Source organism: Brevundimonas sp. PAMC22021 (assembly GCF_019443405.1).
In the GTDB taxonomy this organism is placed as follows: Bacteria; Pseudomonadota; Alphaproteobacteria; order Caulobacterales; family Caulobacteraceae; genus Brevundimonas.
The window spans coordinates 1153090-1174914 of record NZ_CP080376.1 but is presented as its reverse complement, the minus strand read 5'-3'; the positions used below and the strand labels follow the sequence as shown (position 1 = coordinate 1174914).

At 67.4% G+C, this 21825-nt stretch carries 26 protein-coding genes; 6 read left to right on the top strand and 20 right to left on the bottom strand.

Annotated features, from left to right (window positions below; translation table 11 throughout):
* Nucleotides 1-70 precede the first annotated feature (70 nt).
* Nucleotides 71-589: a DUF177 domain-containing protein gene (locus tag KY493_RS05705; protein ID WP_219898004.1), complete on the bottom strand. Its 519-nt coding sequence runs from the start codon at nucleotides 587-589 to the stop codon at nucleotides 71-73.
* Entirely contained in the window at nucleotides 586-1116 is a 531-nt protein-coding gene (locus KY493_RS05700; protein WP_219898003.1) for a ubiquinol-cytochrome C chaperone family protein, read from the bottom strand. Before KY493_RS05700 ends, KY493_RS05705 begins: the two co-directional genes overlap by 4 nt.
* Nucleotides 1117-1201: 85 nt before the next feature.
* Between KY493_RS05700 and KY493_RS05695 the strand changes: the two genes are divergently transcribed.
* Complete coding sequence (locus KY493_RS05695) at nucleotides 1202-1681, top strand: outer membrane protein assembly factor BamE (RefSeq protein WP_219898002.1); 480 nt, start codon at nucleotides 1202-1204, stop codon at nucleotides 1679-1681.
* A 7-nt stretch (nucleotides 1682-1688) separates the two neighbouring features.
* On the opposite strand, the gene KY493_RS05690 is transcribed toward KY493_RS05695, so the two are convergent.
* The 11 genes from KY493_RS05690 to hemA all read right to left on the bottom strand — a co-directional run bounded on the left by KY493_RS05690 (nucleotide 1689) and on the right by hemA (nucleotide 9763).
* Nucleotides 1689-2117 (bottom strand): hypothetical protein, encoded by a 429-nt coding sequence (locus tag KY493_RS05690; RefSeq protein ID WP_219898001.1) that lies wholly within the window; start codon nucleotides 2115-2117, stop codon nucleotides 1689-1691.
* Nucleotides 2118-2154: 37 nt separating this feature from the next.
* Entirely contained in the window at nucleotides 2155-3144 is a 990-nt protein-coding gene (gene thiL / locus KY493_RS05685; protein WP_219898000.1) for a thiamine-phosphate kinase, read from the bottom strand.
* Complete coding sequence (nusB, locus tag KY493_RS05680) at nucleotides 3144-3698, bottom strand: transcription antitermination factor NusB (RefSeq protein ID WP_219897999.1); 555 nt, start codon at nucleotides 3696-3698, stop codon at nucleotides 3144-3146. The genes thiL and nusB overlap by 1 nt, the downstream gene beginning before the upstream one ends.
* Entirely contained in the window at nucleotides 3695-4156 is a 462-nt protein-coding gene (gene ribH / locus KY493_RS05675) for a 6,7-dimethyl-8-ribityllumazine synthase (protein WP_219897998.1), read from the bottom strand. Before ribH ends, nusB begins: the two co-directional genes overlap by 4 nt.
* On the bottom strand, nucleotides 4153-5286 hold the full coding sequence (gene ribB / locus KY493_RS05670; RefSeq protein WP_370627371.1) for a 3,4-dihydroxy-2-butanone-4-phosphate synthase: 1134 nt from the start codon (nucleotides 5284-5286) through the stop codon (nucleotides 4153-4155). Before ribB ends, ribH begins: the two co-directional genes overlap by 4 nt.
* Nucleotides 5287-5291: 5 nt before the next feature.
* Entirely contained in the window at nucleotides 5292-5882 is a 591-nt protein-coding gene (locus KY493_RS05665) for a riboflavin synthase (RefSeq protein ID WP_219897996.1), read from the bottom strand.
* 2 nt (nucleotides 5883-5884) lie between these two features.
* Nucleotides 5885-6514 carry a RibD family protein gene (locus tag KY493_RS05660; protein ID WP_219897995.1) on the bottom strand — a complete coding sequence of 210 codons (630 nt, stop codon included), beginning with the start codon at nucleotides 6512-6514 and terminating at the stop codon, nucleotides 5885-5887.
* Nucleotides 6514-6987 carry a transcriptional regulator NrdR gene (gene nrdR, locus KY493_RS05655; protein ID WP_219897994.1) on the bottom strand — a complete coding sequence of 158 codons (474 nt, stop codon included), beginning with the start codon at nucleotides 6985-6987 and terminating at the stop codon, nucleotides 6514-6516. The genes KY493_RS05660 and nrdR overlap by 1 nt, the downstream gene beginning before the upstream one ends.
* Before the next feature lie 7 nt (nucleotides 6988-6994).
* On the bottom strand, nucleotides 6995-8278 hold the full coding sequence (glyA, locus tag KY493_RS05650) for a serine hydroxymethyltransferase (RefSeq protein WP_219897993.1): 1284 nt from the start codon (nucleotides 8276-8278) through the stop codon (nucleotides 6995-6997).
* A 79-nt stretch (nucleotides 8279-8357) separates the two neighbouring features.
* A complete protein-coding gene (locus KY493_RS05645; protein ID WP_219897992.1) occupies nucleotides 8358-8540 on the bottom strand; it encodes a hypothetical protein in 183 nt (60 codons plus the stop codon).
* Nucleotides 8537-9763 carry a 5-aminolevulinate synthase gene (hemA, locus tag KY493_RS05640; RefSeq protein ID WP_219897991.1) on the bottom strand — a complete coding sequence of 409 codons (1227 nt, stop codon included), beginning with the start codon at nucleotides 9761-9763 and terminating at the stop codon, nucleotides 8537-8539. The genes KY493_RS05645 and hemA overlap by 4 nt, the downstream gene beginning before the upstream one ends.
* 213 nt (nucleotides 9764-9976) lie before the next feature.
* Between hemA and hemB the strand changes: the two genes are divergently transcribed.
* Entirely contained in the window at nucleotides 9977-10975 is a 999-nt protein-coding gene (gene hemB, locus KY493_RS05635) for a porphobilinogen synthase (RefSeq protein ID WP_219897990.1), read from the top strand.
* Here hemB and KY493_RS05630 read toward each other — a convergent pair.
* Together KY493_RS05630 and KY493_RS05625 are read right to left on the bottom strand one after the other, a co-directional pair.
* Nucleotides 10972-11826: an NAD(P)-dependent oxidoreductase gene (locus KY493_RS05630; RefSeq protein ID WP_219897989.1), complete on the bottom strand. Its 855-nt coding sequence runs from the start codon at nucleotides 11824-11826 to the stop codon at nucleotides 10972-10974. The genes hemB and KY493_RS05630 overlap by 4 nt on opposite strands.
* Before the next feature lie 11 nt (nucleotides 11827-11837).
* Nucleotides 11838-12350 (bottom strand): flavin reductase family protein, encoded by a 513-nt coding sequence (locus tag KY493_RS05625; protein WP_255568057.1) that lies wholly within the window; start codon nucleotides 12348-12350, stop codon nucleotides 11838-11840.
* Between the two features lie 111 nt (nucleotides 12351-12461).
* Here KY493_RS05625 and KY493_RS05620 point away from each other — a divergent pair, with 111 nt between their 5' ends.
* Nucleotides 12462-13358: a flagellar motor protein MotB gene (locus KY493_RS05620; protein WP_219897988.1), complete on the top strand. Its 897-nt coding sequence runs from the start codon at nucleotides 12462-12464 to the stop codon at nucleotides 13356-13358.
* Nucleotides 13359-13418: 60 nt separating this feature from the next.
* Nucleotides 13419-14153, top strand: a complete 735-nt coding sequence (locus tag KY493_RS05615; RefSeq protein ID WP_219897987.1) for an arginyltransferase — start codon at nucleotides 13419-13421, stop codon at nucleotides 14151-14153.
* Nucleotides 14154-14165: 12 nt separating this feature from the next.
* On the opposite strand, the gene parC is transcribed toward KY493_RS05615, so the two are convergent.
* Nucleotides 14166-16367 carry a DNA topoisomerase IV subunit A gene (gene parC / locus KY493_RS05610; protein ID WP_219897986.1) on the bottom strand — a complete coding sequence of 734 codons (2202 nt, stop codon included), beginning with the start codon at nucleotides 16365-16367 and terminating at the stop codon, nucleotides 14166-14168.
* A gap of 33 nt (nucleotides 16368-16400) precedes the next feature.
* A complete protein-coding gene (locus tag KY493_RS05605; RefSeq protein WP_219897985.1) occupies nucleotides 16401-17246 on the bottom strand; it encodes an NAD(P)H-hydrate dehydratase in 846 nt (281 codons plus the stop codon).
* 116 nt (nucleotides 17247-17362) lie between these two features.
* On the opposite strand from KY493_RS05605, the gene KY493_RS05600 reads away from it, so the two are divergent.
* A complete protein-coding gene (locus KY493_RS05600; RefSeq protein ID WP_219897984.1) occupies nucleotides 17363-17701 on the top strand; it encodes a P-II family nitrogen regulator in 339 nt (112 codons plus the stop codon).
* Between the two features lie 80 nt (nucleotides 17702-17781).
* Nucleotides 17782-19191: a type I glutamate--ammonia ligase gene (glnA, locus tag KY493_RS05595; protein WP_219897983.1), complete on the top strand. Its 1410-nt coding sequence runs from the start codon at nucleotides 17782-17784 to the stop codon at nucleotides 19189-19191.
* A 57-nt stretch (nucleotides 19192-19248) separates the two neighbouring features.
* Here glnA and KY493_RS05590 read toward each other — a convergent pair whose 3' ends face one another.
* Genes KY493_RS05590 through tatB form a run of 3 tightly spaced genes read right to left on the bottom strand, consistent with a single transcriptional unit; the run spans nucleotide 19249 to nucleotide 21821 of the window.
* Nucleotides 19249-20307, bottom strand: a complete 1059-nt coding sequence (locus tag KY493_RS05590; protein ID WP_219897982.1) for a serine hydrolase — start codon at nucleotides 20305-20307, stop codon at nucleotides 19249-19251.
* 60 nt (nucleotides 20308-20367) lie between these two features.
* Entirely contained in the window at nucleotides 20368-21261 is an 894-nt protein-coding gene (tatC, locus tag KY493_RS05585) for a twin-arginine translocase subunit TatC (RefSeq protein WP_219897981.1), read from the bottom strand.
* Nucleotides 21258-21821 (bottom strand): Sec-independent protein translocase protein TatB, encoded by a 564-nt coding sequence (gene tatB, locus KY493_RS05580; RefSeq protein ID WP_219897980.1) that lies wholly within the window; start codon nucleotides 21819-21821, stop codon nucleotides 21258-21260. The genes tatC and tatB overlap by 4 nt, the downstream gene beginning before the upstream one ends.
* Nucleotides 21822-21825 lie beyond the last annotated feature (4 nt).

Below are 21825 nucleotides of genomic sequence, written 5' to 3'. Positions count from 1 at the left end.
ACCTCAGGCAATCGCGCCGTTTGTCGCAGCGCTGGAAAGAAGGGGCGTGTGGAACGAGGCGGCGGTCGCGTCAACCTTGGCCAGGGTCGTTGCGATCCTTGACGCCCTTCAGCACCGCAAAGGGAGAGATGTCGCCCGGCTCCTCCGGCTGCACAAAGGCGGCGTCGGGCTTGCGCGGAAAGGGGTCGAGCGACAGCGCCAGCTGTTCCACCGCATATTGACCGAGGTCGATGCGGCCGTCCTCGATCACGTCCGGCGCATCCTCGTCCATCAGCACCTCGATCTCGGAGGTCTCGTCCGGCGCTGTTTCCGCCAAGCCCACGCTGAACCGCTCGTTCACGTCCACGGGCAAGGGTTCAAGGGTCAGGCCGCAACTCTGCACCGCGTGGGCCGAGATGACGCCAGACAGGCGCCAGCCGCCGGTGGAGGGCTCGACCGTCATGTCGGCGCTGAAACGATCAAGCGCCTGCAGGTCCAGCGCCCGCGCGATGCGCGCCCGCGTCGCTTCGTCCGGCTCCAGTCGGCGCGTCACGCCGACGCCAACCTGATTCATGCGCAAGGGTTCGCTGTAGGGAAGGTTCTGGGTCATGGGTGAATGTCCGGCCAGGTCGGCCCGCTCTTGATCGCTTTCAAGCCCTGCGTCGCCAGTCCGGCGCGCGTCTCCAGCGCATACTGCGCCAGCGAACGGGCGGCGTCCGCATTGTCAGTCTCATAGACGTTCCGCGCCAGCGCGGCGGCCAGGACCTGGGCGTCGCCGGCGTGCAGCGGCGCCTCATACGCCTTCATCCGCCCATAGAGGGCCTCGCCCAGCTTGCGCATCTTCTTGCCCACGGAAACGTCGCCGACGCCGAGTTCCCTCAGCGCATGGTCCAGGGCAGAGACATAGGCGTCGAACAGCGCCTGCGCAGCCTCTTCGCCCTCGCCGGAGCCCTCATCACGCAAGCGCAGCACCAGCAGCAGCACATGCAGGGTGTACAGCTCGAAGCGCGAATCGATCCGGTCCGCGACGCCCAGGGCGGTGTAGAAGCCCGGTTGGCGCGCCTGCGCCACCGCCAGCGCATACAGCGCCTCGCCCGTGCGGTCCTTGACCTTGGGGCGCAGAAGTCTGGTCAGCATGGCACGCCCCTTTTCCGCCGCGCCGTTGAACTAGGACGCGGGTCCGTCTAGGTCAAAGACCTTATCCTGTTGCAGGCGTTCGATCATGTCCCGTCTCAAAGCTCTTGTCGTCGCCTCCGCCCTGGCTGGCCTGTCCGCCGCCTGCGCCCCGACGATCGGCAGCAACGGCTTTCAGGCCATAGACAAGAAGCCGGCGGACATCGTGGCGGGTACGGACACCAAGGAGACGGTGCTGGCCCAACTCGGCTCGCCGTCGACGACCTCGACGTTCGAGCCGGATCAGGTCTGGTACTACATCAGCCAGACGACCGAGCGTTACACCTACAACCGTCCGACCATCTCGCGCCGCACCGTGACCGAGATCACCTTCAACGAGGCCGACGGCAAGGTCGCGGCGGTGCGCACGCTTGGCCTGGAAGACGGCCAGGAGATCGCGATGAACGATCGCGAGACGCCGACGCGCGGCCGTTCGCTGTCGGTGCTCGAGCAGCTGCTGGGCAACGTGGGCCGTGGTCAGCTGCCGCGCACGGACGAGGACGTCCCGGGTCAGCGTCGCCCCGACTAGGACGTGATCAGGCCGTCGGCATGCCCGTGCGACGGCGCGGGTTCTGGGCAACCACCTCCACGCGCGTAACCGAACCCCGACCGGCGATGGCGCCGGCGGCGGCGATCAGGCTGGCGGACAGCGCCCGCTCGTTCAGGCGCGTCCAGTCTCCGGGCACGCTGAACGGCGCCCGATGCGCGGCCTTGACCAGGGCGTCGCGCAGGAAGGGTTCCTTGCTCTTCATCTGTTCCGGAGTCTTGCCGGCGCCCAGGTGCAGGCGCAGCGACACGAACACATAGTTCCTCAGCCGCCCGCCCTCGATCACCGGCAGACCCACGCCGGAGATGCTCATTGCGGGCGCGGGCGAACTCCCGCCCGAGGAGGACGCCTCGCTTGTGGAGGCGGCGCCTGTGGCCAGGGCGACGGTTCCGGCGGCGATCATCTGTCTGCGGTCCATGGCGCGATCCTGACGGCGCGCCGTTGAGATTCCGTTGCTAGCGGTGGCTCCACCCGGCCGAGGCGATCGCCACCGGCGCGTCCTGGTGCCGGACCTCGACGCCCGCGCCCGCTTCGACACGTCCGATCCGCGTCAGCCGCACGAGCTTACCCTCGGCCAGCCGTCTCAGCGTCTCCTCATGCCGAGGATGGGCCGTGAACACGATCTCGTAGTCGTCGCCTCCGGTGGCCAGATCCCTCAGCGCCGCCACCCCGTCCACACGCTCACCGAGCCAGGCCTGCGCCGCCGCCGATGTCGGCAGGACCTCCAGATCAACGCGGATGCGGACGCCGCTCGCCTTGGCGATGTGTTCCAGGTCCGCGATCAGCCCGTCCGACACGTCGGCCGAGGCGCTGGCGAAGTCGCGTACAACGCTGGCGAAGTCCAGACAGGGCGCGGGTGTGCGATAGTGGTTCACCAACGCGGCGGTGCGATCAGGTCCCAGCTTCAACTCGCCCCGCGCCGCCTTTAGTCCAAGCCAGCCGTCGCCGATGACGCCCGTGACGAACACCAGGTGGCCGGGCTGCGCGCCCGACCGCGACACCGTCCGCCCTGCAGGGATCCAGCCCAGCGCCGTCAGCGAAAGAGACAGCGGCCCGGGCGTAGTGACAGTGTCGCCGCCCAGCAGATGCACGCCGAACCACGCCTGATCCTCGGCCAGGCCGCGGACGAACAGCTCCCGCTCAGGCCAGCCGCAGCGAGTGCTCCAATGGCAGGCCAGGAGGTAGCCGAACGGCTCGGCGCCCTTGGCCGCAAGATCGGACAGGTTCACCCGCAGCAGCTTCTTGGCGACGGTGTCCAGCGGATCGTCCGGCAGGAAGTGGACGCCCTCGACCATGGCGTCCTTGGTCAGGACGAGATCATGCCCAAGGCGCGACGGCAGCACCGCCACGTCATCCTTGAGCCCCCGCCCCCACTCCGGATGGGCCAGCGGCGCCAGCAGCGTCTCGATGGTCTCGAACTCGCCGGCGACGTCCAGGGCCGACATCAGGCGGTGGCGTCTCGCGCCGCTCCGTTGATCGCGACGCGATCGCGCGCCACGCCGTCCAGCGCCGCATTGACGAAGCGCGCCTCAGCGTCGTCGAAGAAGGCCTTGGCCAGCTCGACGTATTCGTCGATCACGACCTCGCGCGGCGTGTCGGGGTGCTTCAACAGCTCCCAGGCGCCGCAGCGCAGCAGCGCCCGCAAGGTCGCATCCACACGCTCCAGTCGCCAGTTCGAGGCCAGACGCGCGGTGATGGCGGCGTCGATCTCGCGCTGGCTCTCGATCACGCCACGCACCACTTCGGCGAAATAGGCTTCGTCCGCTTCGGCCAGCGGCGCGCCCTCGATGTCGGCGTCGAAGCGGAAGTTGGAGAATTCGGTGATCACCGTCTCCACGCCCTCGCCCGCCAGTTCCATCTGATAGAGCGCCTGCACGGCGGCGAGGCGCGACACCGTGCGGGCTCGCCGCTGACGGCTGCTCAGCTGCGGCTCGGCGCGTTGCCTTTCGGCCTCGGCCAGTTGCTGGAGGACGGACTGGATGCTGTTGGGTTCGCTCATGCGCCGACGCCTAGGCGAAGTCGCTTGCGCAATGCAATGAGGTCGAGACAGGCGCGAGCCGCCCCGCCCCCCTTGTCGCCCTCGGACGGACGGGCGCGAGCCCAGGCCTGATCCTCGTCCTCGGTAGTGAGGATGCCGTTGCCGATCGCCAATCCCTTGACGCCGAGGTTGCGCAGACCCGCCGCGGACTGATCCGCCACGATCTCGAAATGATAGGTCTCCCCCCGGATAACGCAGCCCAGGGCGACAAAGCCGTCGTAGCGCGGCGCGGTGGGATACCGGCCGGCCTCGTCGGCCATGGCGATGGCGGTCGGCACTTCCAATGCGCCCGGCACGGTCACGACATCGAAGTCGGCTCCGCCCTCGGTCAGCGCGTCCTTGGCGCCGCTCAGCAGCGCATCGGCCAATTCGTCATAGTAGCGCGCCTCGACGATCAGCACGCGCGGTCTGGTGTTCACGTCCTTGTTTCTCCGTCCATGCCGCGCCAGCCGACGATGCGCAGGCCATAGCCTTCCAGCGCGGTCGGCTCGGGACGCGTCGAGCTCATCACGATCATGTCGCGCACGCCGAGATCCAAAAGGATCTGCGCGCCGACGCCATAGTTCCTCAGCGAGCGGTCGTCGGCCCCAACCGGCTTGTCGCCCCCGGCCAGACGCTCGGCCAGACCCTTCAAGGCGGGATCGCGAAGGAACACCACCACGCCCGCGCCGTCGTGATCCGTAATCTGACGCAGCGCCTTGGGCACATAGTCCTGACGGCGTTCCACATGCCCCAGCAGGTCTGCGGCGAAATCCACCTGATGCATCCGCACCAGCGTCGGTCTGGAAGGGTCGATCTTCCCGTGCACCAGCGCCACGTGCTCGGCGCCTTCGATGGTGTTCCGGTACAGCATGAGGCGGAACGGCCCGCCGTGGACGCTCTCGAACGGCGTATCCATGACCCGCTCGACGAACCGCTCGGTGCGGCGGCGATAGGCGATCAGGTCCGCGATCGTGCCGATCTTGATGCCATGCAGCTGCGAAAAGGCGACCAGGTCCGGCAGGCGCGCCATGGTGCCGTCGTCGTTCATGACCTCGCAGATGACGCCCGCGGGTGTCAGGCCGGCCATGCGACTGATGTCCACCGCCGCTTCGGTGTGGCCGGTGCGGACCAGCACGCCGCCGTCGCGCGCCACCAGCGGAAAGACGTGGCCGGGCGAGACAATATCATCCGCGCCCTTGTTCGGATCGACCGCGGCCTGAACCGTACGGGCGCGATCGGCGGCGCTGATGCCGGTTGTCACGCCTTCCCGCGCCTCGATCGATACCGTGAAGGCCGTGCCCATGCTGGTGCGATTGTCGGCCGCCATCGGGGGCAGGCGCAACTGCCGAGCGCGTTCCGTCGTGATCGCCAGGCAGATCAGGCCACGCGCATGCCGCGCCATGAAGTTGATCTGATCCGGCGTCGCGAACTGGGCCGGGATGATGACATCGCCCTCATTTTCGCGGTCCTCGGCGTCCACCAGGATGTAGGGACGGCCGTTGCGGGCGTCCTCCAGGATGTCTTCGATCGGGCTGATCGGGCTGTCGTTCATGTTCGCCGCCGCCATCTGCATCATGCGGTCTCCTGCCACCGCGCGAGATATCGCGCCAGCATATCGATCTCGAGGTTCACCGCGTCACCGGCTTGCAGCCGCCCCATCGTCGTGACCTTCCAGGTGTGCGGGATGATGTTGAGCGAGAAAACCCGCCCCTCTACCGCATTCACCGTTAGCGACACCCCGTCCACCGTGATCGATCCCTTGGGAGCGATGAACCGATGAAGCGGCTCGGGCGCCTCGATCTCGATCCGATGCGAGCCGCCTTCCGGCGTGATCGACCGGACGCGGCCCAGGCCATCGACGTGGCCGGACACCACATGGCCGCCCATCTCGTCGCCCAGCCGCGCGGCGCGCTCCAGGTTCACGCCGTCGCCGGCCTTCCAGGCGCCCAACGTCGTCTTGGACAGGGTCTCGCCGGACACCTCGACGGCAAACCAGCCCGGACCCGTCTCGACGACGGTCAGGCAACAGCCCGCATGGCTGATCGAGGCGCCCAGATCGATGCTCGACGTGTCCCACGCCGTATCGACCTCATAGCGCCGGTCGCGCTCGGTTTCGCGGACGCTGCGAACGCGCCCGATGTCGGTGACGATGCCGGTGAACATGCCTACTGCCGTTTCTCGTAGCGTTCCCACAGGTCGTCACCGAGGGGCTCCACCGCAAGACGCCGGAATGTCGGGGCGTCCGAAAGCTTCAGCAGCGGCAGCCCGGCCACGCCTGGACGCCCTTCGTCTCCTAGCAGGATCGGCGCCCGGAGCCACTCGATCCGATCCACCGCGCCGGCACGCAGGAACGACGCCGCCACCTGTCCGCCACCCTCGATCAACAGGGACCGCACGCCGAAGTCGGCCAAAGCCGCCAGCACGGCGGGGATCGTCGGACGCCCGTGCTCCGCTGCGACCTGACGAACTTCGGCCGCACCCACGGCGACGGGTTCGGCCGCCGTCAGGATCAGCGTGTTCTCGCCCGCGACCTTGCTGGACGGCGGCGTCCGCAGACGGCTGTCCAGGACGACCCGCAAAGGCTGATCCACCGTGCGCCCCGGCAATCGCGCCGTCAGTTCCGGATCGTCGGCCAGCACCGTTTCGACGCCGACCAGGATCGCATCATGCGCCGCCCTCAGTCGATGTCCCTGCAGGCGCGCCGGCTCGCCGGTGATCCAGCGGCTCTCTCCGGACGCGGTGGCGATGCGCCCATCCAGCGACGTCGCAAGCTTCAGGGTGACCGTGGGACGCATCAGCCGCGGCCGTGACCCGGCTCGTCCAGCCCCTCATCGCCCAGAAATTTGGCGAAGTCGCCGGTGTGGCGGAAATCCTTGTAGACCGAGGCGTATCGGACATAGGCCACCTCATCGACCGACTTCAGCGCCTTCATGATGAAGTCGCCGACGGTGGATGACGGGATCTCCGTCTCCCCCAGGCTCTCCAGCTGACGCACGATGCGGCTGACCAGTTGCTCCACCTGCTCCGGCTGCACCGGCCGCTTGCGCAATGCGATGCCGAGCGATCGTTCCAGCTTGTCCCGATCAAACGGCGTGCGCCGGCCATTGCGCTTCAGGATCACGAGCTCGCGCAACTGCACCCGTTCGAAGGTGGTGAAGCGCCCGCTGCATTGCGGGCAGGACCGTCGGCGTCGGATGGCCGAACCGTCGTCCGACGGCCGGCTGTCCTTCACCTGGGTGTCCTGGTTACCGCAAAAAGGGCACTTCATCGGCGGATCAGGCGTAGATGGGGAAGCGCTGCGTCAGTTCGCGCACTTGGGCCGCCATGCCCGCGACCACGGCCGGATCGGCCTCGTCGCCGCCGTTCATGCTGGTGACCACATCGGCGATCCAGCCGCCGATCTGCTGGAACTCGGCCACGCCGAAACCGCGCGTGGTGCCGGCCGGAGTCCCTAGTCGTACGCCGGACGTGACGGTGAACGGCGCGGCGTCGAACGGCACGCCGTTCTTGTTGCAGGTCATCAGCGCCTTCTCGAGCTGATGCTCGGTCGCCTTGCCGGTCACGCCCTTGGGCCGCAGATCGACCAGCATCAGGTGGCTGTCGGTGCCGCCCGAGACGATCTTGAGCCCCCGCTCCTCCAGCACCGCCGCCATGGCGCGGGCGTTGTCCACCACCTGGCGGGCATAGGCCTTGAACTCGGGCTTCAGCGCCTCGCCGAACGCCACCGCCTTGCCGGCGATCACGTGCTCCAGCGGGCCGCCTTGCAGGCCGGGGAACACCGCCGAGTTGATCTTCTTGCCCAGCTCGGTGTCGTTGGACAGGATCATGCCGCCGCGTGGGCCGCGCAGGGTCTTGTGGGTGGTGGTCGTCACCACATGCGCGTGCGGCAGCGGATCGGGATAGACGCCGCCCGCGACGAGACCCGCATAGTGCGCCATGTCCACGAACAGGTATGCGCCCACACTGTCGGCGATCTCGCGGAAGCGCTTGAAGTCGATGGCGCGGCTGTAGGCGGACGCGCCCGCCAGGATCAGCTTCGGCTTCTCCTTCTGCGCCATCTCGGCCACGTGATCATAGTCGATCAGATTGGTGTCTTCCGTCACCTTGTAGGTGACGGGCCGGAACCACTTGCCCGACTGGTTGGCGGGCGAGCCGTGCGTCAGGTGCCCCCCGCACGCCAGATCCATGCCGAGGAAGGTGTCGCCCGGCTGCAGCAGCGAGAAGAACACGGCCTGGTTGGCCTGCGCGCCCGAGTGCGGCTGGACGTTGGCGAAGGCGCAGCTGAACAGTTGCTTGGCCCGGTCGCGCGCCAGGTCCTCGACCACGTCCGCGAACTCGCATCCGCCGTAGTAGCGGCGTCCCGGATAGCCTTCGGCGTATTTGTTGGTCAGGACCGAGCCTTGCGCCTCCAGCACTGCCTTCGAGACGATGTTCTCGGAGGCGATCAGCTCGATCTGTTCCTGCTGACGCCCGAGTTCGCCCTGGATGCCCTTGAAGATGTCCGGATCGGCGTCCGCGAGGGACTTCGAGAAGAAGGCGTCGTGGGTAAAGGCGGTCACGCGGGCGTCGTCCTTGCTCGGGCGAATAGGTATGGCGGCTTCTCTACGCCTCAGCCCGCATCACCACAACATCTGGTGGTCAGCCTGCCGCGAGCGCACGTTTCAGCTTGGCCAGGGCGACCCGCTCCACCGCCTTGGGTTCGTTCGCCGGCCCCAGCGCGCTGACCTCCCGGCCGGACGCCACGTGGATGGCCGAGCATTTCACATAGGCGCCGTTGCGCGTGAACTCGACGATCACCTCGCCAGGCGCCGGATCGTTCACGCGGCGACGGGACGACGCGCGACGTTGCAGTGCACGAACAGCCGATCCATCGCCTCGACCAGGTGATCCATCATCGCGTCCGTATGGTTGGGCGACGGCGTGAAACGCAGACGCTCCGTTCCCTTGGGCACGGTCGGATAGTTGATCGGCTGAACATAGACGCCGTAGTCGTCCAACAGCATGTCCGAGATCATCTTGCAGTGCACCGGATCGCCGACGTGCACCGGCACGATGTGGCTCTCGCTGTCCATCACCGGAATGCCCGCCGCGGCGAAGCGCGTCTTCAACGTGGCCGCGCGCTCCTGATGCGCCGCGCGCAGTTCCGGATGCGTCTTCAGATGGCGCACCGAGGCCAGGGCGCCGGCCGTCAGCGCCGGCGGCAGGCTGGTGGTGAAGATGAAGCCCGAGGCCCAGCTTCGCACCGCGTCCACGATCACGGCCTCCGCCGCGATATAGCCGCCCATCACGCCGATGGCCTTGCCCAGGGTGCATTCGATGATGTCGATCTCGTCCAGCACGCCGTCGCGCTCGGCCACGCCCGCGCCCGTCTCTCCGTACAGGCCGACCGCATGGACCTCGTCCAGATAGGTCAGGGCGCCGTACCTGCGGGCCAGGGCGATGACGCCCTTCAGGTCGGCGATGTCGCCGTCCATGGAATAGACGCTCTCAAAGGCGATCAGCTTGGGCGCATCGATCGGTGCATCCGCCAGCAGCGCCTCGAGATGCTCCAGGTCGTTGTGCTTGAAGATGTGGCGCTCGCCGCCGCCATGCCGGATGCCCGCGATCATGGAAGCGTGGTTCAGCGAGTCGGAAAAGGTGATCAGCCCCGGCAGGATCTTCTGCAGCGTCGACAGGGTGGCTTCGTTGCCGACGTAGCCCGAGGTGAACAGCAGCGCCGCTTCCTTCTGGTGCCAGGACGCGAGCTCGGCCTCCAGATCGACCGCAGAACGCGTCGTGCCAGAGATGTTGCGCGTGCCGCCTGCGCCGGCGCCCACCGCATCCAACGCCTCGTGCATGGCGGCGAGCACGTCCGGGTGCTGGCCCATGCCGAGATAGTCGTTCGAGCACCAGATCACGACGTCCTGCTCGGAGCCGTCCTCACGCCGGCGCACCGCGCGAGGAAACTCGCCCCGCACCCGCTTCAGGTCGGCGAACACTCGGTAGCGGCCTTCCTTGCGGACCTGCTCCACCGACGTCTGAAAGGCGGCCTTATAGTCAAACAAGACGGAAGTTCTTTCGCTTATGCGGCTCCTCGGCTTATCTGCCCCCACGGTGAAGCGATGTCTATTGATCCAGGCGGACAAAACGCCCCAACCCCTTCATTGATAACGGTTCTCAGAAGCTGAGCGGCTGTGCGCACCCGGCGATGACGTCCTGCCCATTTGCACTGGCCCGCCTGCGGGCGTAGGGCGCTCGCCTTCGACCCGGAGTGCGTCATGGTTCCTTATCAACCCGCCCCCTTCCCCCTCGCCCGCCCGCGTCGCCTGCGCGCCTCGCCCTGGGTGCGCCGTCTGGTGGCGGAAACCGTTCTGACCCCGTCCGACCTGATCTGGCCGATCATCGTGCATGACGGGGAGGACGACCGCGTGCCCGTGCCTTCCATGCCTGGCGTCTTTCGCCTGTCTCCCAAGGCTGCGGCGCAGGCTGCGGTCGAGGCGCGCGACCTCGGCATCCCGATGCTGGCGTTGTTCCCCAATGTCGATGGCGCGATCAAGGATGCGGTGGGTACGGGGGCGACCGATCCCGACGGCCTGATCCCTGACTGCATCAAGGCCATCAAGGACGCAGCGCCCGAGATCGGCGTCATGTGCGACGTGGCGCTGGATTGCTACACCGACCATGGTCACGACGGCGTGCTGGAGGGCCAGCGTATCGTCAACGACGCGACGCTGGACCGGCTGGCCGAGCAGGCCTTTATCCAGGCTCATGCCGGCGCGGACGTGGTCGCGCCATCCGACATGATGGACGGGCGGGTCCAGGCCATCCGCGAGGCGCTGGAGGCCAACGGCTTTCAGGACACCCTGATCCTGTCCTACGCCGCCAAGTTCGCCTCAGCCTTCTATGGCCCCTATCGCGACGCGGTCGGTTCGGCGCGCATGCTGACCGGCGACAAGAAGACCTATCAGATGGACTACGCCAACTCCGACGAGGCGCTGAAGGAAGTCGCCATGGACCTGTCCGAGGGCGCCGACGCCGTGATGGTCAAGCCCGGCATGCCCTATCTCGACATCGTTCGGCGCGTATCCGAGACCTTCAAGGTTCCGACCTTCGCCTATCAGGTGTCCGGCGAGTACGCGATGATGCAGGCCTCCATCGCCAACGGCTGGCTCGATCAGGACCGCGCGATGCTGGAGACCCTGCACGGCTTCAAGCGCGCCGGCGCGGCGGGCGTGCTGAGCTATTTCGCACCGCAGGCCGCGCGGTTGCTCGCCTAGCGCGACAGACGGGCGGCGAGGCTGGACGTATCCCAGCGATTGCCGCCCATGGCCTGCACCTCGGCGTAGAACTGGTCGGTCAGCGCGGTCATGGCCAGGCGCGCGCCGTTCGCCCGTGCCTCGTCGAGCACCAGCCCCAGGTCCTTTCGCATCCATTCGACGGCGAAGCCGAAGTCGAACTCGCCCCGGACGGCGGTCTTCCAGCGGTTGTCCATCTGCCAGCTTTGCGCCGAGCCCTTCGACACCGCTTCGAAGACGGCGTCGGTGTCCAGACCGGCAACCTGTGCGAAATGCACGGCCTCGGCCAGGCCCTGAACCGCGCCGGCGATGGCGATCTGGTTGACCATCTTGGTCAGCTGACCGGATCCCGACGGGCCCATGTGCTGGATGCCCTTGGAGTAGACCTTGATCACCGGCTCCGCTCTGGCCAGCGCCTCGGCGTCGCCGCCAACCATGACGGTGAGCTGTCCGTTCTCGGCCCCCGCCTGTCCGCCCGACACGGGCGCGTCCAGGAAGGCGCAGCCCTGCTCCGTCGCCGCTTGCGCCATCTCGCGTGCGACCTTGGCAGAGGTTGTGGTGTGATCCACGATCACAGCGCCCGCCGGCAGATGGGCCAAGGCCTCGCCGGTCACCTGGCGTACGTCATCGTCGTTGCCCACGCACATGACGAACAGTTCGGCGCCGTTCGCGGCCTCGGCGACCGTCTCCACGGCACGGCCGCCGGTTGCTTCGGCCCACGCCTGCGCCTTGGCGAAGGTGCGGTTGAAGCCCGTCACCTCATGCCCGCCCTTCAGCAGGTGCCGCGCCATCGGCGCGCCCATGACGCCCAGCCCCGCGAATCCGATCTTCATGGCCATTCCTCTCAGCTCTCGACGGCGCGGCCGTAGCGCCCCCGGAAATAGGTCAGGGCCTCGCCGTCCGAGCCACTGAAGCGCTCGACCCGACCGACAAGGATCATGTGGTCGCCCATCTGGATGCGATCGTGCGCCGCGCAATCGAAGCGGGCCAGGGCCTCAGGCAGACCCGGCGGTCCCTCTCCCACCCGCGTGAACTCGCCCTCGGACAAGGTGCAGACGCCCTTGGCGAAGCGCGCCGCAAGCTCCCGATCGCCGGCCGGCAGCACGTGAATGGCGAAGTGATTGGCGGCGGCGAAGACCGGCCAGCGGTCCGACCGTTCGTCGATGCACCACAGCACCAGGCGCGGGTTCAGGGACACGGAGGTGAAGGAGTTGATGGTGATCCCCATCGGCCCGTCCGCCGTATCGGCGGTGACGACGCACACCCCGGTCGCAAAGGCCCCCAGGGCGCGACGATAGGCCGACGCCTCTTCCGCCTCGGCTTGCGACAGGTGTTCGGGGATCGGCTCGATGCTCACCCGTCCGACCTATGCGGCGCGGGCCCGCAGGGCAAGGCGAGCCGTTCGGAAACCCGCCCTTAACCCTGATCCGCCAAGCAGAGAGCGCGGAATCCTCGGGGGCGAACTTCCATGGCTGTCAGCGATCGTCCGATCCTGATCAAGAAGGTCAAGAAGGTCGGTGGTCACGGCCACCACGGCGGCGCCTGGAAGGTCGCCTACGCGGACTTCGTGACCGCCATGATGGCCTTCTTTCTCCTGATGTGGCTGATCAACACCACGGACCCGGAGCAGAAGCGCGGCATCGCCGAATATTTCGCGCCGGCCAGCGTGTCGGAAACCACCTCAGGGTCAGGCGGCATCCTGGGCGGCACGGCGTTGGGCGAAGACGGGGTCAAAAGCGCGGGCTCGATGTCGGTGCTGGAGCAACTGGCTCCGGAAGCGCCGCCGGACGCTCAGGCGCCGGGCGCCAGCGATCTCAGCTCGGCCAGCGACGCCGCGCTGCAAAAGGAAGTCGAAAAGCGCGAGGCGGCCGAGTTCGCCTCCGCCGCCGAATCGCTCCGCCAGGCCATGCAGTCGATGCCTGAGCTGGCCGAGCTGTCGAAGCAGCTGATCGTCGATCAGACGCCGGAGGGCCTGCGCATCCAGCTGGTCGATCAGGAAGGCCGCTCGATGTTCGACACCAACTCGGCCCGGCCGAACGCGCGCGCCCAGGTGCTGCTGCGCGCCGTGTCCAAGGTCGTCAACCAGCTGCCGAACCGCATCTCCATCACCGGCCACACCAGCGCCGTCGCCGGCTCCGGCCGCGCCAGCGCCCCGGCCGACTGGAGCCTGTCGTCCGAGCGCGCCAACGCCTCGCGACTGGTGCTTCAAGGCGCGGGGGTTGATCCTGACCGCGTCTATTCGGTGGCGGGCAAGGCGGGATCGGATCCGCTCTATCCCGACGATCCTTCGCTGGCCGGCAACCGGCGCATCGCCATTGTGCTGTTGCGAGAGGCGCCGGTCCTGCCCATGGACACCAGCCTGTAGGATGCCCCGCCCGCGAGAACAGACTTGCGGGCGAAAGGGTGATGGAGCGACAGTGCGGTCGTGACGCAGCACGTTCCCACACGGCAGCTTCGGTTCTTCATGACCGCAACGGCGCCCTGCCCCTATCTGCCGGGCAAGACCGAACGCAAGGTGTTCGCCAACCTGCCGTTCTCCGACGGAGCGCACGTCAACGACGAGCTGACGGCCTCCGGCTTTCGCCGCAGTCAGAACATCGCCTATCGCCCCGCGTGCGAAGCCTGCGACGCCTGCGTCTCGGTGCGTCTGCCGGTGGAGCGGTTCGCCTTTTCGCGGTCTCAGCGCAAGATCCTGCACCGCAACGACGACCTGTCGCGCTGCCTGGTCGAGGCCGAGGCGACGGTGGAGCAGTTCCAGCTGCTGCGCCGCTATCTGACCACGCGCCATCCGACCGGCGGCATGAGCGAGATGGGCTGGCTCGACTACGTCGCCATGGTCGAGGACACGGCCGTGCGCACCCACCTGATCGAATATCGCGCGCCGTCCGAGGACAGCGGCCCCGGCCGGTTGCTGGCCGTCACCCTGACCGACCACCTGCGCGACGGCCTATCCATGGTCTACAGCTTCTACGACCCGACCGAGACGCGACGCAGCCTCGGCCGGTTCGCCATCCTGGATCACGTCCGCCAGGCGGAGATCGTCGGCCTTCCGTTCGTCTATCTCGGCTACTGGGTCAGGGGCTCGCGCAAGATGGACTACAAGGCCGAGTTCCGCCCCGCCGAGGTCCTCCGCTTCAACGGCTGGGAGCCGCTGGAGTAGCTGAGCGACCGGCTACCGGAACTTTCTCAGGCCTCTCGGACCCTGCCGGCCTGCGCCTGCGCGTTTGCCCAGCCAGTCCTTCCAGTCCGGCCATTGACGGCGACGCCCGCCGCCATCGACCCATTCCGGACCCTGTTCGGCGCTGAACATCGTCACATCGGCCAAGCCGCCCTGCTTGAAGCCCTGCAGCTTCACGCCCTTGCCGCGCCCCATCTCCGGCAGCTCGGCCAAGGGGAAGATCAGCGTCTTGATGTTCTCGCCGATCGCAGCGACATGGTCGCCGGTCACGCGCAGCACCGCCAGCAGATCGCCGTTCAGCACCTGCTTGCCGCCACGCTTCTGCGCCAGTAACTCGTCCTCGGGCGCGATGAAGCCATAGCCCGCCTTTGATGCGATCAGCAGCCGCCCGCCCGGCTGATGCGACAGGACGTTGATGATCTCGGCCTTCTCGTCGAGATCGATCATCAGCCGCAGCGGCTCGCCGTGCCCGCGTCCGGACGCCAGTCGATCCGCCCCAACGGTAAAAATGCGTCCGTCCGAAGCCGCAATCAGCAGCTTGTCGGTGGTGAAGCCCGGGACAAGGAAGGCCAGTTTGTCGCCTTCCTTGAACTTCAGCTCGGAGGGGTCCTCGACCCTCCCCTTCGCCGCCCGAATCCAGCCGCGTTCGGAGAGAATCACCGTGATCGCCTCGCGCGGGATGAAGGCTTCCGGCGCGACGAACGCCGACGCATCGACGGCTTCCGCTATGGTGGTGCGTCGAGGCGAGATCAGAGCCTTGCGCACCGTCTCCAACTCCTTGGAGATGGCCTTCCACTGCTTGCCCTCCGACGATGTCAGGGCCTGCAGGCGCGCCAGTTCTTCCGACAGTTCGGAGAACTCCTTCTCGATCGTCATCTCCTCCAGCCGCGCCAGCTGCCGCAGCCGCGTGTCGAGGATGAAGTCGGCCTGCACCTCGGTCAGTCCGAAGCGGGCGATCAGAACCGCCTTCGGCTGCTCCTCCTCACGGACGATGCGGATCACCTCGTCCAGGTTCAGGAAGACGATGCGCAGGCCTTCCAGCAGGTGCAGCCGCTTCTCGACCCGGTCGATTCGCCATTGACTGCGGCGGTTCAGCACCTCACGCTGGTGATCCAGGAAAGCGCGCAGGCACTCCTTCAGCCCCATGACACGCGGCGTGCCGGTGGCGTCCAGCACGTTCATGTTGATGGGAAACCGAACTTCCAGGTCCGACAGCTTGAACAGGCTCTCCATCAGCACCTCGGGCGTGATGGTCCGGCTCTTGGGCTCCAGGATCAGGCGGATGTCCTCGGCCGATTCGTCGCGTACATCGGCCAGCAGCGGCGCCTTCTTCTGCTCGATCAGGTCGGCCAGCGCCTCGATCAGCTTGGACTTCTGGACCTGATACGGCATCTCGGTGACGACGATGCGCCACACGCCGCGCCCCAGGTCCTCGGTCTCCCAGCGCGCCCGCAGACGCACGCCGCCGCGGCCGGTCTCATAGGCGTCGAGGATGGAGGCGTGTCCTTCAACCGCGACCCCGCCGGTCGGGAAGTCCGGCCCCGGCACGATCTCGGCCAGCTCGGCCGTGGTCGCGGCTGGATTGGTCAGCAGCAGCTGACAGGCCTCGATCAGCTCTCCGGCATTGTGCGGCGGGATCGACGTCGCCATCCCAACCGCAATGCCCGACGAGCCATTGGCCAGCAGGTTGGGGAAGCCGGCCGGCAGGACGACCGGCTCCTTGTCCTGGTCGTCGTAGGTCGCCTTGAAGTCGACGGCGTCCTGGTCGATCCCCTCCAGCAGCAGTTGCGCCGCCGGCGTCAGCTTGCACTCGGTGTAGCGCATGGCCGCGGCGCTATCGCCGTCGATATTGCCGAAGTTCCCCTGCCCGTCGACCAGCGGATAGCGCTGGGCGAAATCCTGGGCCAGGCGCACCAGCGCCTCATAGATCGAGGCGTCGCCGTGCGGGTGGTATCCGCCCATCACCTCGCCGACCACCTTGGCGCACTTTCTGGCCGCCGACTGCGGGTTCAGCCGCATCTGGTGCATGGCGTAGAGGATGCGGCGGTGCACCGGCTTGAAGCCGTCGCGCACGTCCGGCAGCGCCCGGTTGGTGATGGTCGACAGCGCATAGGCCAGGTAGCGGCGGCTCAGCGCCTGCTCCATCGGCTCGTCAATGATGCGGCCGCCTTCGGGCGGCGGGGTGTGGATCGTCATGGGCCTGCGAATCGCGGATTGATCGGGCGAAGTCTAGTCCGATCCCGCGCTCCGCTCCGCTTCGAACAGGGCGCGCAGCACTGGCGGCAAGAGGCCGGGCAAGTCTTCCGCGATCAGGCCGGGTCCAAAGCCGCTCGCCGCCTCCGAGTGCAGCCAGACGGCGGCCGAGGCGGCTTCGAAGCTGTCCATGCGCTGGGCGACCAGGCCGCCGATCATTCCCGCCAGCACGTCGCCCGTCCCTGCGGTCGCCAACCAGGGCGAGCCGTTGCGGTTGATGCGGCATCGGCCGTCCGGCGCGGCGATCACCGTTTCCGCGCCTTTCAGCACGACAACGGCCTGGGCGCGCTGCGCCGCCCGCACGGCGGCATCCTCTCGCCCGTTCGCCAGGAGCCCGGGGAACAGGCGCTCGAACTCGCCTTCGTGAGGCGTCAGCACGTCGTCCCGATCCAGGCCCGTGAACAGCTCTTCGGCTCGCCCCTTGAAGGCGGACAGGCCGTCGGCGTCGATGACCAGAGCGGCGCCGCTGACACTCAGCACGTCAATCGCGTCAATGGTGTCCTCGCCCTTGCCGGCGCCCGGTCCGATGACGACCGCGTCCAGCCCCGCCGCCTCTCGACCCAGCGATTCGGGCGATCCGAACGGCGTCAGCAGCGCCGCCTCCAGCACGGGGGCCAGGACGGCGGCGGCGTCCGAAGGGCACAACACCTGCACCCAGCCTGCACCCACGCGCATGCCGGCGCGCGCCGCCAGTCGCGCCGCGCCTGTCTGGTGCGCGCGACCTGAAACGACGCCCAGCCGCCCTCTCGAATGCTTGTGCGTCTGCGCGCCCGGCCAGGGCAGAAGGCCTCGCCAGAGACCGGGAGTGTTCGAGTGAATCATCCGGGTTCCCACTTTTGCCGCGCCGTCTGGCGAAAACCGCTTGCCATGACTGCCCCCGCCATGTCCCATTCACCCCCGAGCGTCGAGCCGTTTTGCGCGCCGCTGCCGGGATCGCCATGAAAAAGATCGAAGCCATCATCAAGCCGTTCAAGCTGGATGACGTGAAGGAAGCGCTCCAGGACGTGGGCGTGCAAGGCATGACCGTGCTGGAGGCCAAGGGATACGGCCGCCAGAAGGGCCATTCCGAACTCTATCGCGGCGCCGAATACGTCATCGACTTCCTGCCCAAGATCAAGATCGAGGTGGTGGTGGCCGACGACCTGGCTCCGGCCGTGGTCGAGGCGATCCAGACCTTCGCCCGCACCGGCAAGATCGGCGACGGCAAGATCTTCGTCTCGGACGTGGCCGAGGTGATCCGCATCCGTACAGGCGAAACCGGCGCCCAGGCCGTCTAGGCCAGACCCAAAGGCCGACGGGTCCTCGGGTCCGGCGGTCGTCCTCCTCCCCAAACGACCAAGAAACAGGACTTTCGAGAATGAGCGCCGCAGACAAGATCTTGAAGGAGATCAAGGACAAGGACGTGAAGTACGTCGACGTCCGCTTTACCGACACGCGCGGCAAGCTGCAGCACGTCACCTTCGACATCGACCTGGTCGATGACGACTTCCTGAACGAAGGCACGATGTTCGACGGCTCGTCCATCGCAGGCTGGAAGGCGATCAACGAGTCCGACATGCTGCTGAAGCCGGACCTGACGACGGCCTACATCGACCCCTTCTACCAGCAGACGACGCTTTTCCTGTTCTGCGACGTGATGAACCCGGACACGGGCGAGCCCTACAACCGCGACAGCCGCTCGATGGCCAAGAAGGCGCTGGCCTATGTGCAGTCGTCGGGCGTGGGCGATGCGGTGTATTTCGGCCCTGAGGCAGAGTTCTTCATCTTCGACGACGTGCGCTGGTCGACCCAGCCGCACAACACCTCCTACAGCTACGATTCGACCGAGCTGCCGGCGAATACGGGCGCGGAGTACACCGAGGGCAACATGGGCCACCGCCCCGGGCCCAAGGGCGGCTACTTCCCCGTCAATCCCGTCGATTCGGGCCAGGACCTGCGCGGCGAAATGCTGGGCGTGATGAAGGACCTGGGTCTCGATCCGGAAAAGCACCACCACGAGGTGGCGCCGGCGCAGCACGAGCTCGGTCTCAAATTCTCCGACCTGCTGACCATGGCCGACCGGCTGCAGCTGTATAAGTACGTGATCCACAACGTCGCGGCGGCGTACGGCAAGACCGCGACCTTCATGGCCAAGCCGATGTTCGCCGACAACGGCTCGGGCATGCACGTGCACCAGTCGATCTGGCGCGACGGCAAGCCGCTGTTCGCGGGCGACCAGTACGCCGGCCTGTCGCAGGAATGCCTGTGGTACATCGGCGGCATCATCAAGCACGCCAAGGCGATCAACGCCTTCGCCAACTCGACCACTAACAGCTACAAGCGCCTGGTGCCGGGATATGAGGCGCCGGTGAAGCTGGCCTATTCGGCCCGGAACCGCTCGGCCTCGATCCGCATCCCGCATGTCTCAAGCCCCAAGGCCAAGCGCCTCGAGGCTCGCTTCCCCGATCCGATGGGCAACCCCTATCTGACCTTCGTGGCCCTGCTGATGGCGGGCCTGGACGGCATCGAGAACCGCATCGATCCGGGCGCGCCGGCCGACAAGAACCTCTACGACCTGCCGCCGGAAGAGCGCGGCTCGATCCCCGAGGTCTGCGGCAGCCTGCGCGAAGCGCTTGAGAACCTCGACAAGGATCGCGCCTTCCTCAAGAAGGGCGGCGTCATGGATGACGATTTCATCGACAGCTACATCGAGCTGAAGATGGAAGAGGTGATGCGTCTGCAACTGCATCCGCACCCGGTCGAATTCGACATGTACTACAGCTGCTGATCCAGCCGATCGGCAGAACGACGGAGGCGCCGGAGCGGAAACGTCCGGCGCCTTTTTCTATGCCGCGGCGGCGCCTTTCTCCGCCGCCGGGATGAAGCCCCGATCCAGCAGGCCGTGAAGGGCGTCGACATGACCGTCACGCGTCTCCTGGGGTTCCGGATCGGAGGTCATGACGACGGTCAGCCGCAGGTCCGGCACGACAAACACCATCTGCCCGCCATAGCCCCAGGCGAAGCGCACATCGTGGCGTCCGGACCGCCGCAGCCACCAGCCGTAGCCATAGGGATTGCCGCTCCATCTCGACGTGCCGCGCCCGTTCCATGAGGCTTCGACCCAGCCTTCAGGCAGCACGCGCTGGCCCGCATGCACTCCGTCGTTGCGATACAGCTCTCCGAACTTCAGCAACGCATGCGGCGACAGGCGCATGTCGTTGCCGCCGAAATAGATGCCTTGCGGATCGGCCGGCCAGGAGGGCACGGCGATGTCCAGCGGCTCGCCCAACCACTCGCGCATGTTGGCCAGGGTGGAGCGGCCGCTGGCCCGCGTCAGGGCCGCCGACAACAGGTGCGAGGTCCCGGTCGAATAGATCATCCGCCCGCCCGGATCGGCCTCGAACGGCCGGGCCAGCGCATACCTCACCCAATCCCGACTGGAGACCCAGGCCCCGTAGTTGGGTCCAGAGGTCGCGCCCAATCCCGCCTGCATCGACAGCAGATTGCCGATGGTGATCTGGCTCAACCGAGGATCAGGACTGGCCGGAAAGCGATCCGACAGAAAGGCGGAGGCCGGCTGCTCCACGCCTTGGAACACGCCCCTGCCGATGGCGATCCCGCCCAGCGCGGCCAGCACGGACTTGGAGGCGGACTTGATGTTGACGGCCGTATCGAGGCCCGGCCCTCTCAGCACGCGCTCGACAATCGCCTGCCCATCGCGCGCCACGATGACGCTGTGCAGCTTGGGCAGGCCCTCCGCGGCCGTCATCGTCTGGGCGATCAGCGCGGCGTCCAGGCCGTTGGTCTCGGCGACCGGCAGATCCAGGGTTTCGGCCGCGCGCCCGCAGGCGCTGGTGGCGGGGATCAGCGACAGGGCGGAGGCGACGAATGTTCGGCGATGCATCGCCAACCTAGCGCACCGGGAGGCCAGGCGGTTGCGGTCAGCGACGCGAGGCCGCAGGGATCAGGCGGCTTCGACCAGGGCTTCGGCGTCATCCGCCTTGCGCCGGCGCAGCTCGATCAGCCGGACGCACCAGATCGACACCTCGTAGAGGATCACCAGCGGGATCGCGAGCATCAGCTGGCTGATGGGATCCGGCGGCGTCACCACGGCGGCGACCACCACCACGGCCACGATGGCGTAGCGCCGTCCCTTGGCCATGACCTCGCTGCTGATCAGGCCGGCCAGCCCCAGCAGCGTCATGACGACCGGCAGCTGGAAGCACAGGCCGAACGCGAGCAGCAACGCCGTCACCAGGTTCAGATAGTCCGACACCTTGGGCAGCAGCGCCGCCTGTACGCCTTCACCCACGATCTGCTGGCTCAGCGAGAACCACATCACGAACGGCAGCATGACGAAATAGACCAGCGCCGCGCCGAGCAGGAACAGCAGCGGCGCCGCCAAGAGGAACGGCAAAAAGGCGCCACGCTCGTTGCGGTACAGCCCCGGCGCGACGAAGCGATACAGCTGCCAGGCCAGCACTGGAAACGCCAGCACCACGGCGCCGAACGCCGCCAGCTTCATCTTGGTGAACAGGATTTCGAGGGGCGCGGTGTAGATCAGGTTGACCATCTGCCCGTCGATCTGCGGCAGCGGCGTCAGTCCAGCCGTGCCCAGGATCAGATCCAGCGGCGACACATGGCCGTGCGGTCCGACCGAAGCGTGGAACGCCGCCGCCGCCGCGAACGGCTTGACCAGGAACAGATAAAGGGGCCCCGAGAAGGCGAAGCACAGGATGAAGCCGGCCGCGAACGCCACCACGCAGATTAGCAGTCGGTTCCGCAGTTCGACCAAATGGTCCATCAGCGGCGCACGCGAAGCCTCGATCTCGGCCTCGTCTCGGTCCACGGCGGTCACGATGCCGTCTTTCGAGGGCTGCGCTTGCGCACCGGCGTCTCGCCAGCTTCGGCGGGCTGGGCCTTGGCCCGGGTCTTGCGCACGGTCGGGGCCAGCTCGCCGTCAGCGGTCTTGGCGCGCCGGGGCTTGCGGGGCGTTTCGACCGGGGCGGGCTGCGCGCTGACCGGCTCCAGCACCGGCTCGGCCTGCGCCAGCGTGGCGGGCTCGGTTGCCGGGTCCGGGAACTCCGGCATCGGCGGGGGCGGCGGCAAGGCGTCCGTCGGCTTATTCAGGTCGTCGCGGATGTCCTTGAAGGCGGCCTCGGCGTCGGCGCCGAGATTGTACATCCCCTGCCCCGACCTCAGCGCCTCGACCTCCTTGCGCAGGTCGTCGAGCTCCGACTGGCGCGCCATTTCGTCGAAGCTGGAGCGGAACTCGTTGGCCATGGCGCGCGCCTTGGACACCATCTGGCCCACGCGGCGCATCAGCACAGGCAGGTCCTTTGGCCCCACCACAAGCAGGGCCACCAGACCGATCACAAGGATTTCGAAGCCCCCGACGCCGGGACCCAGGCCGCCCATTACA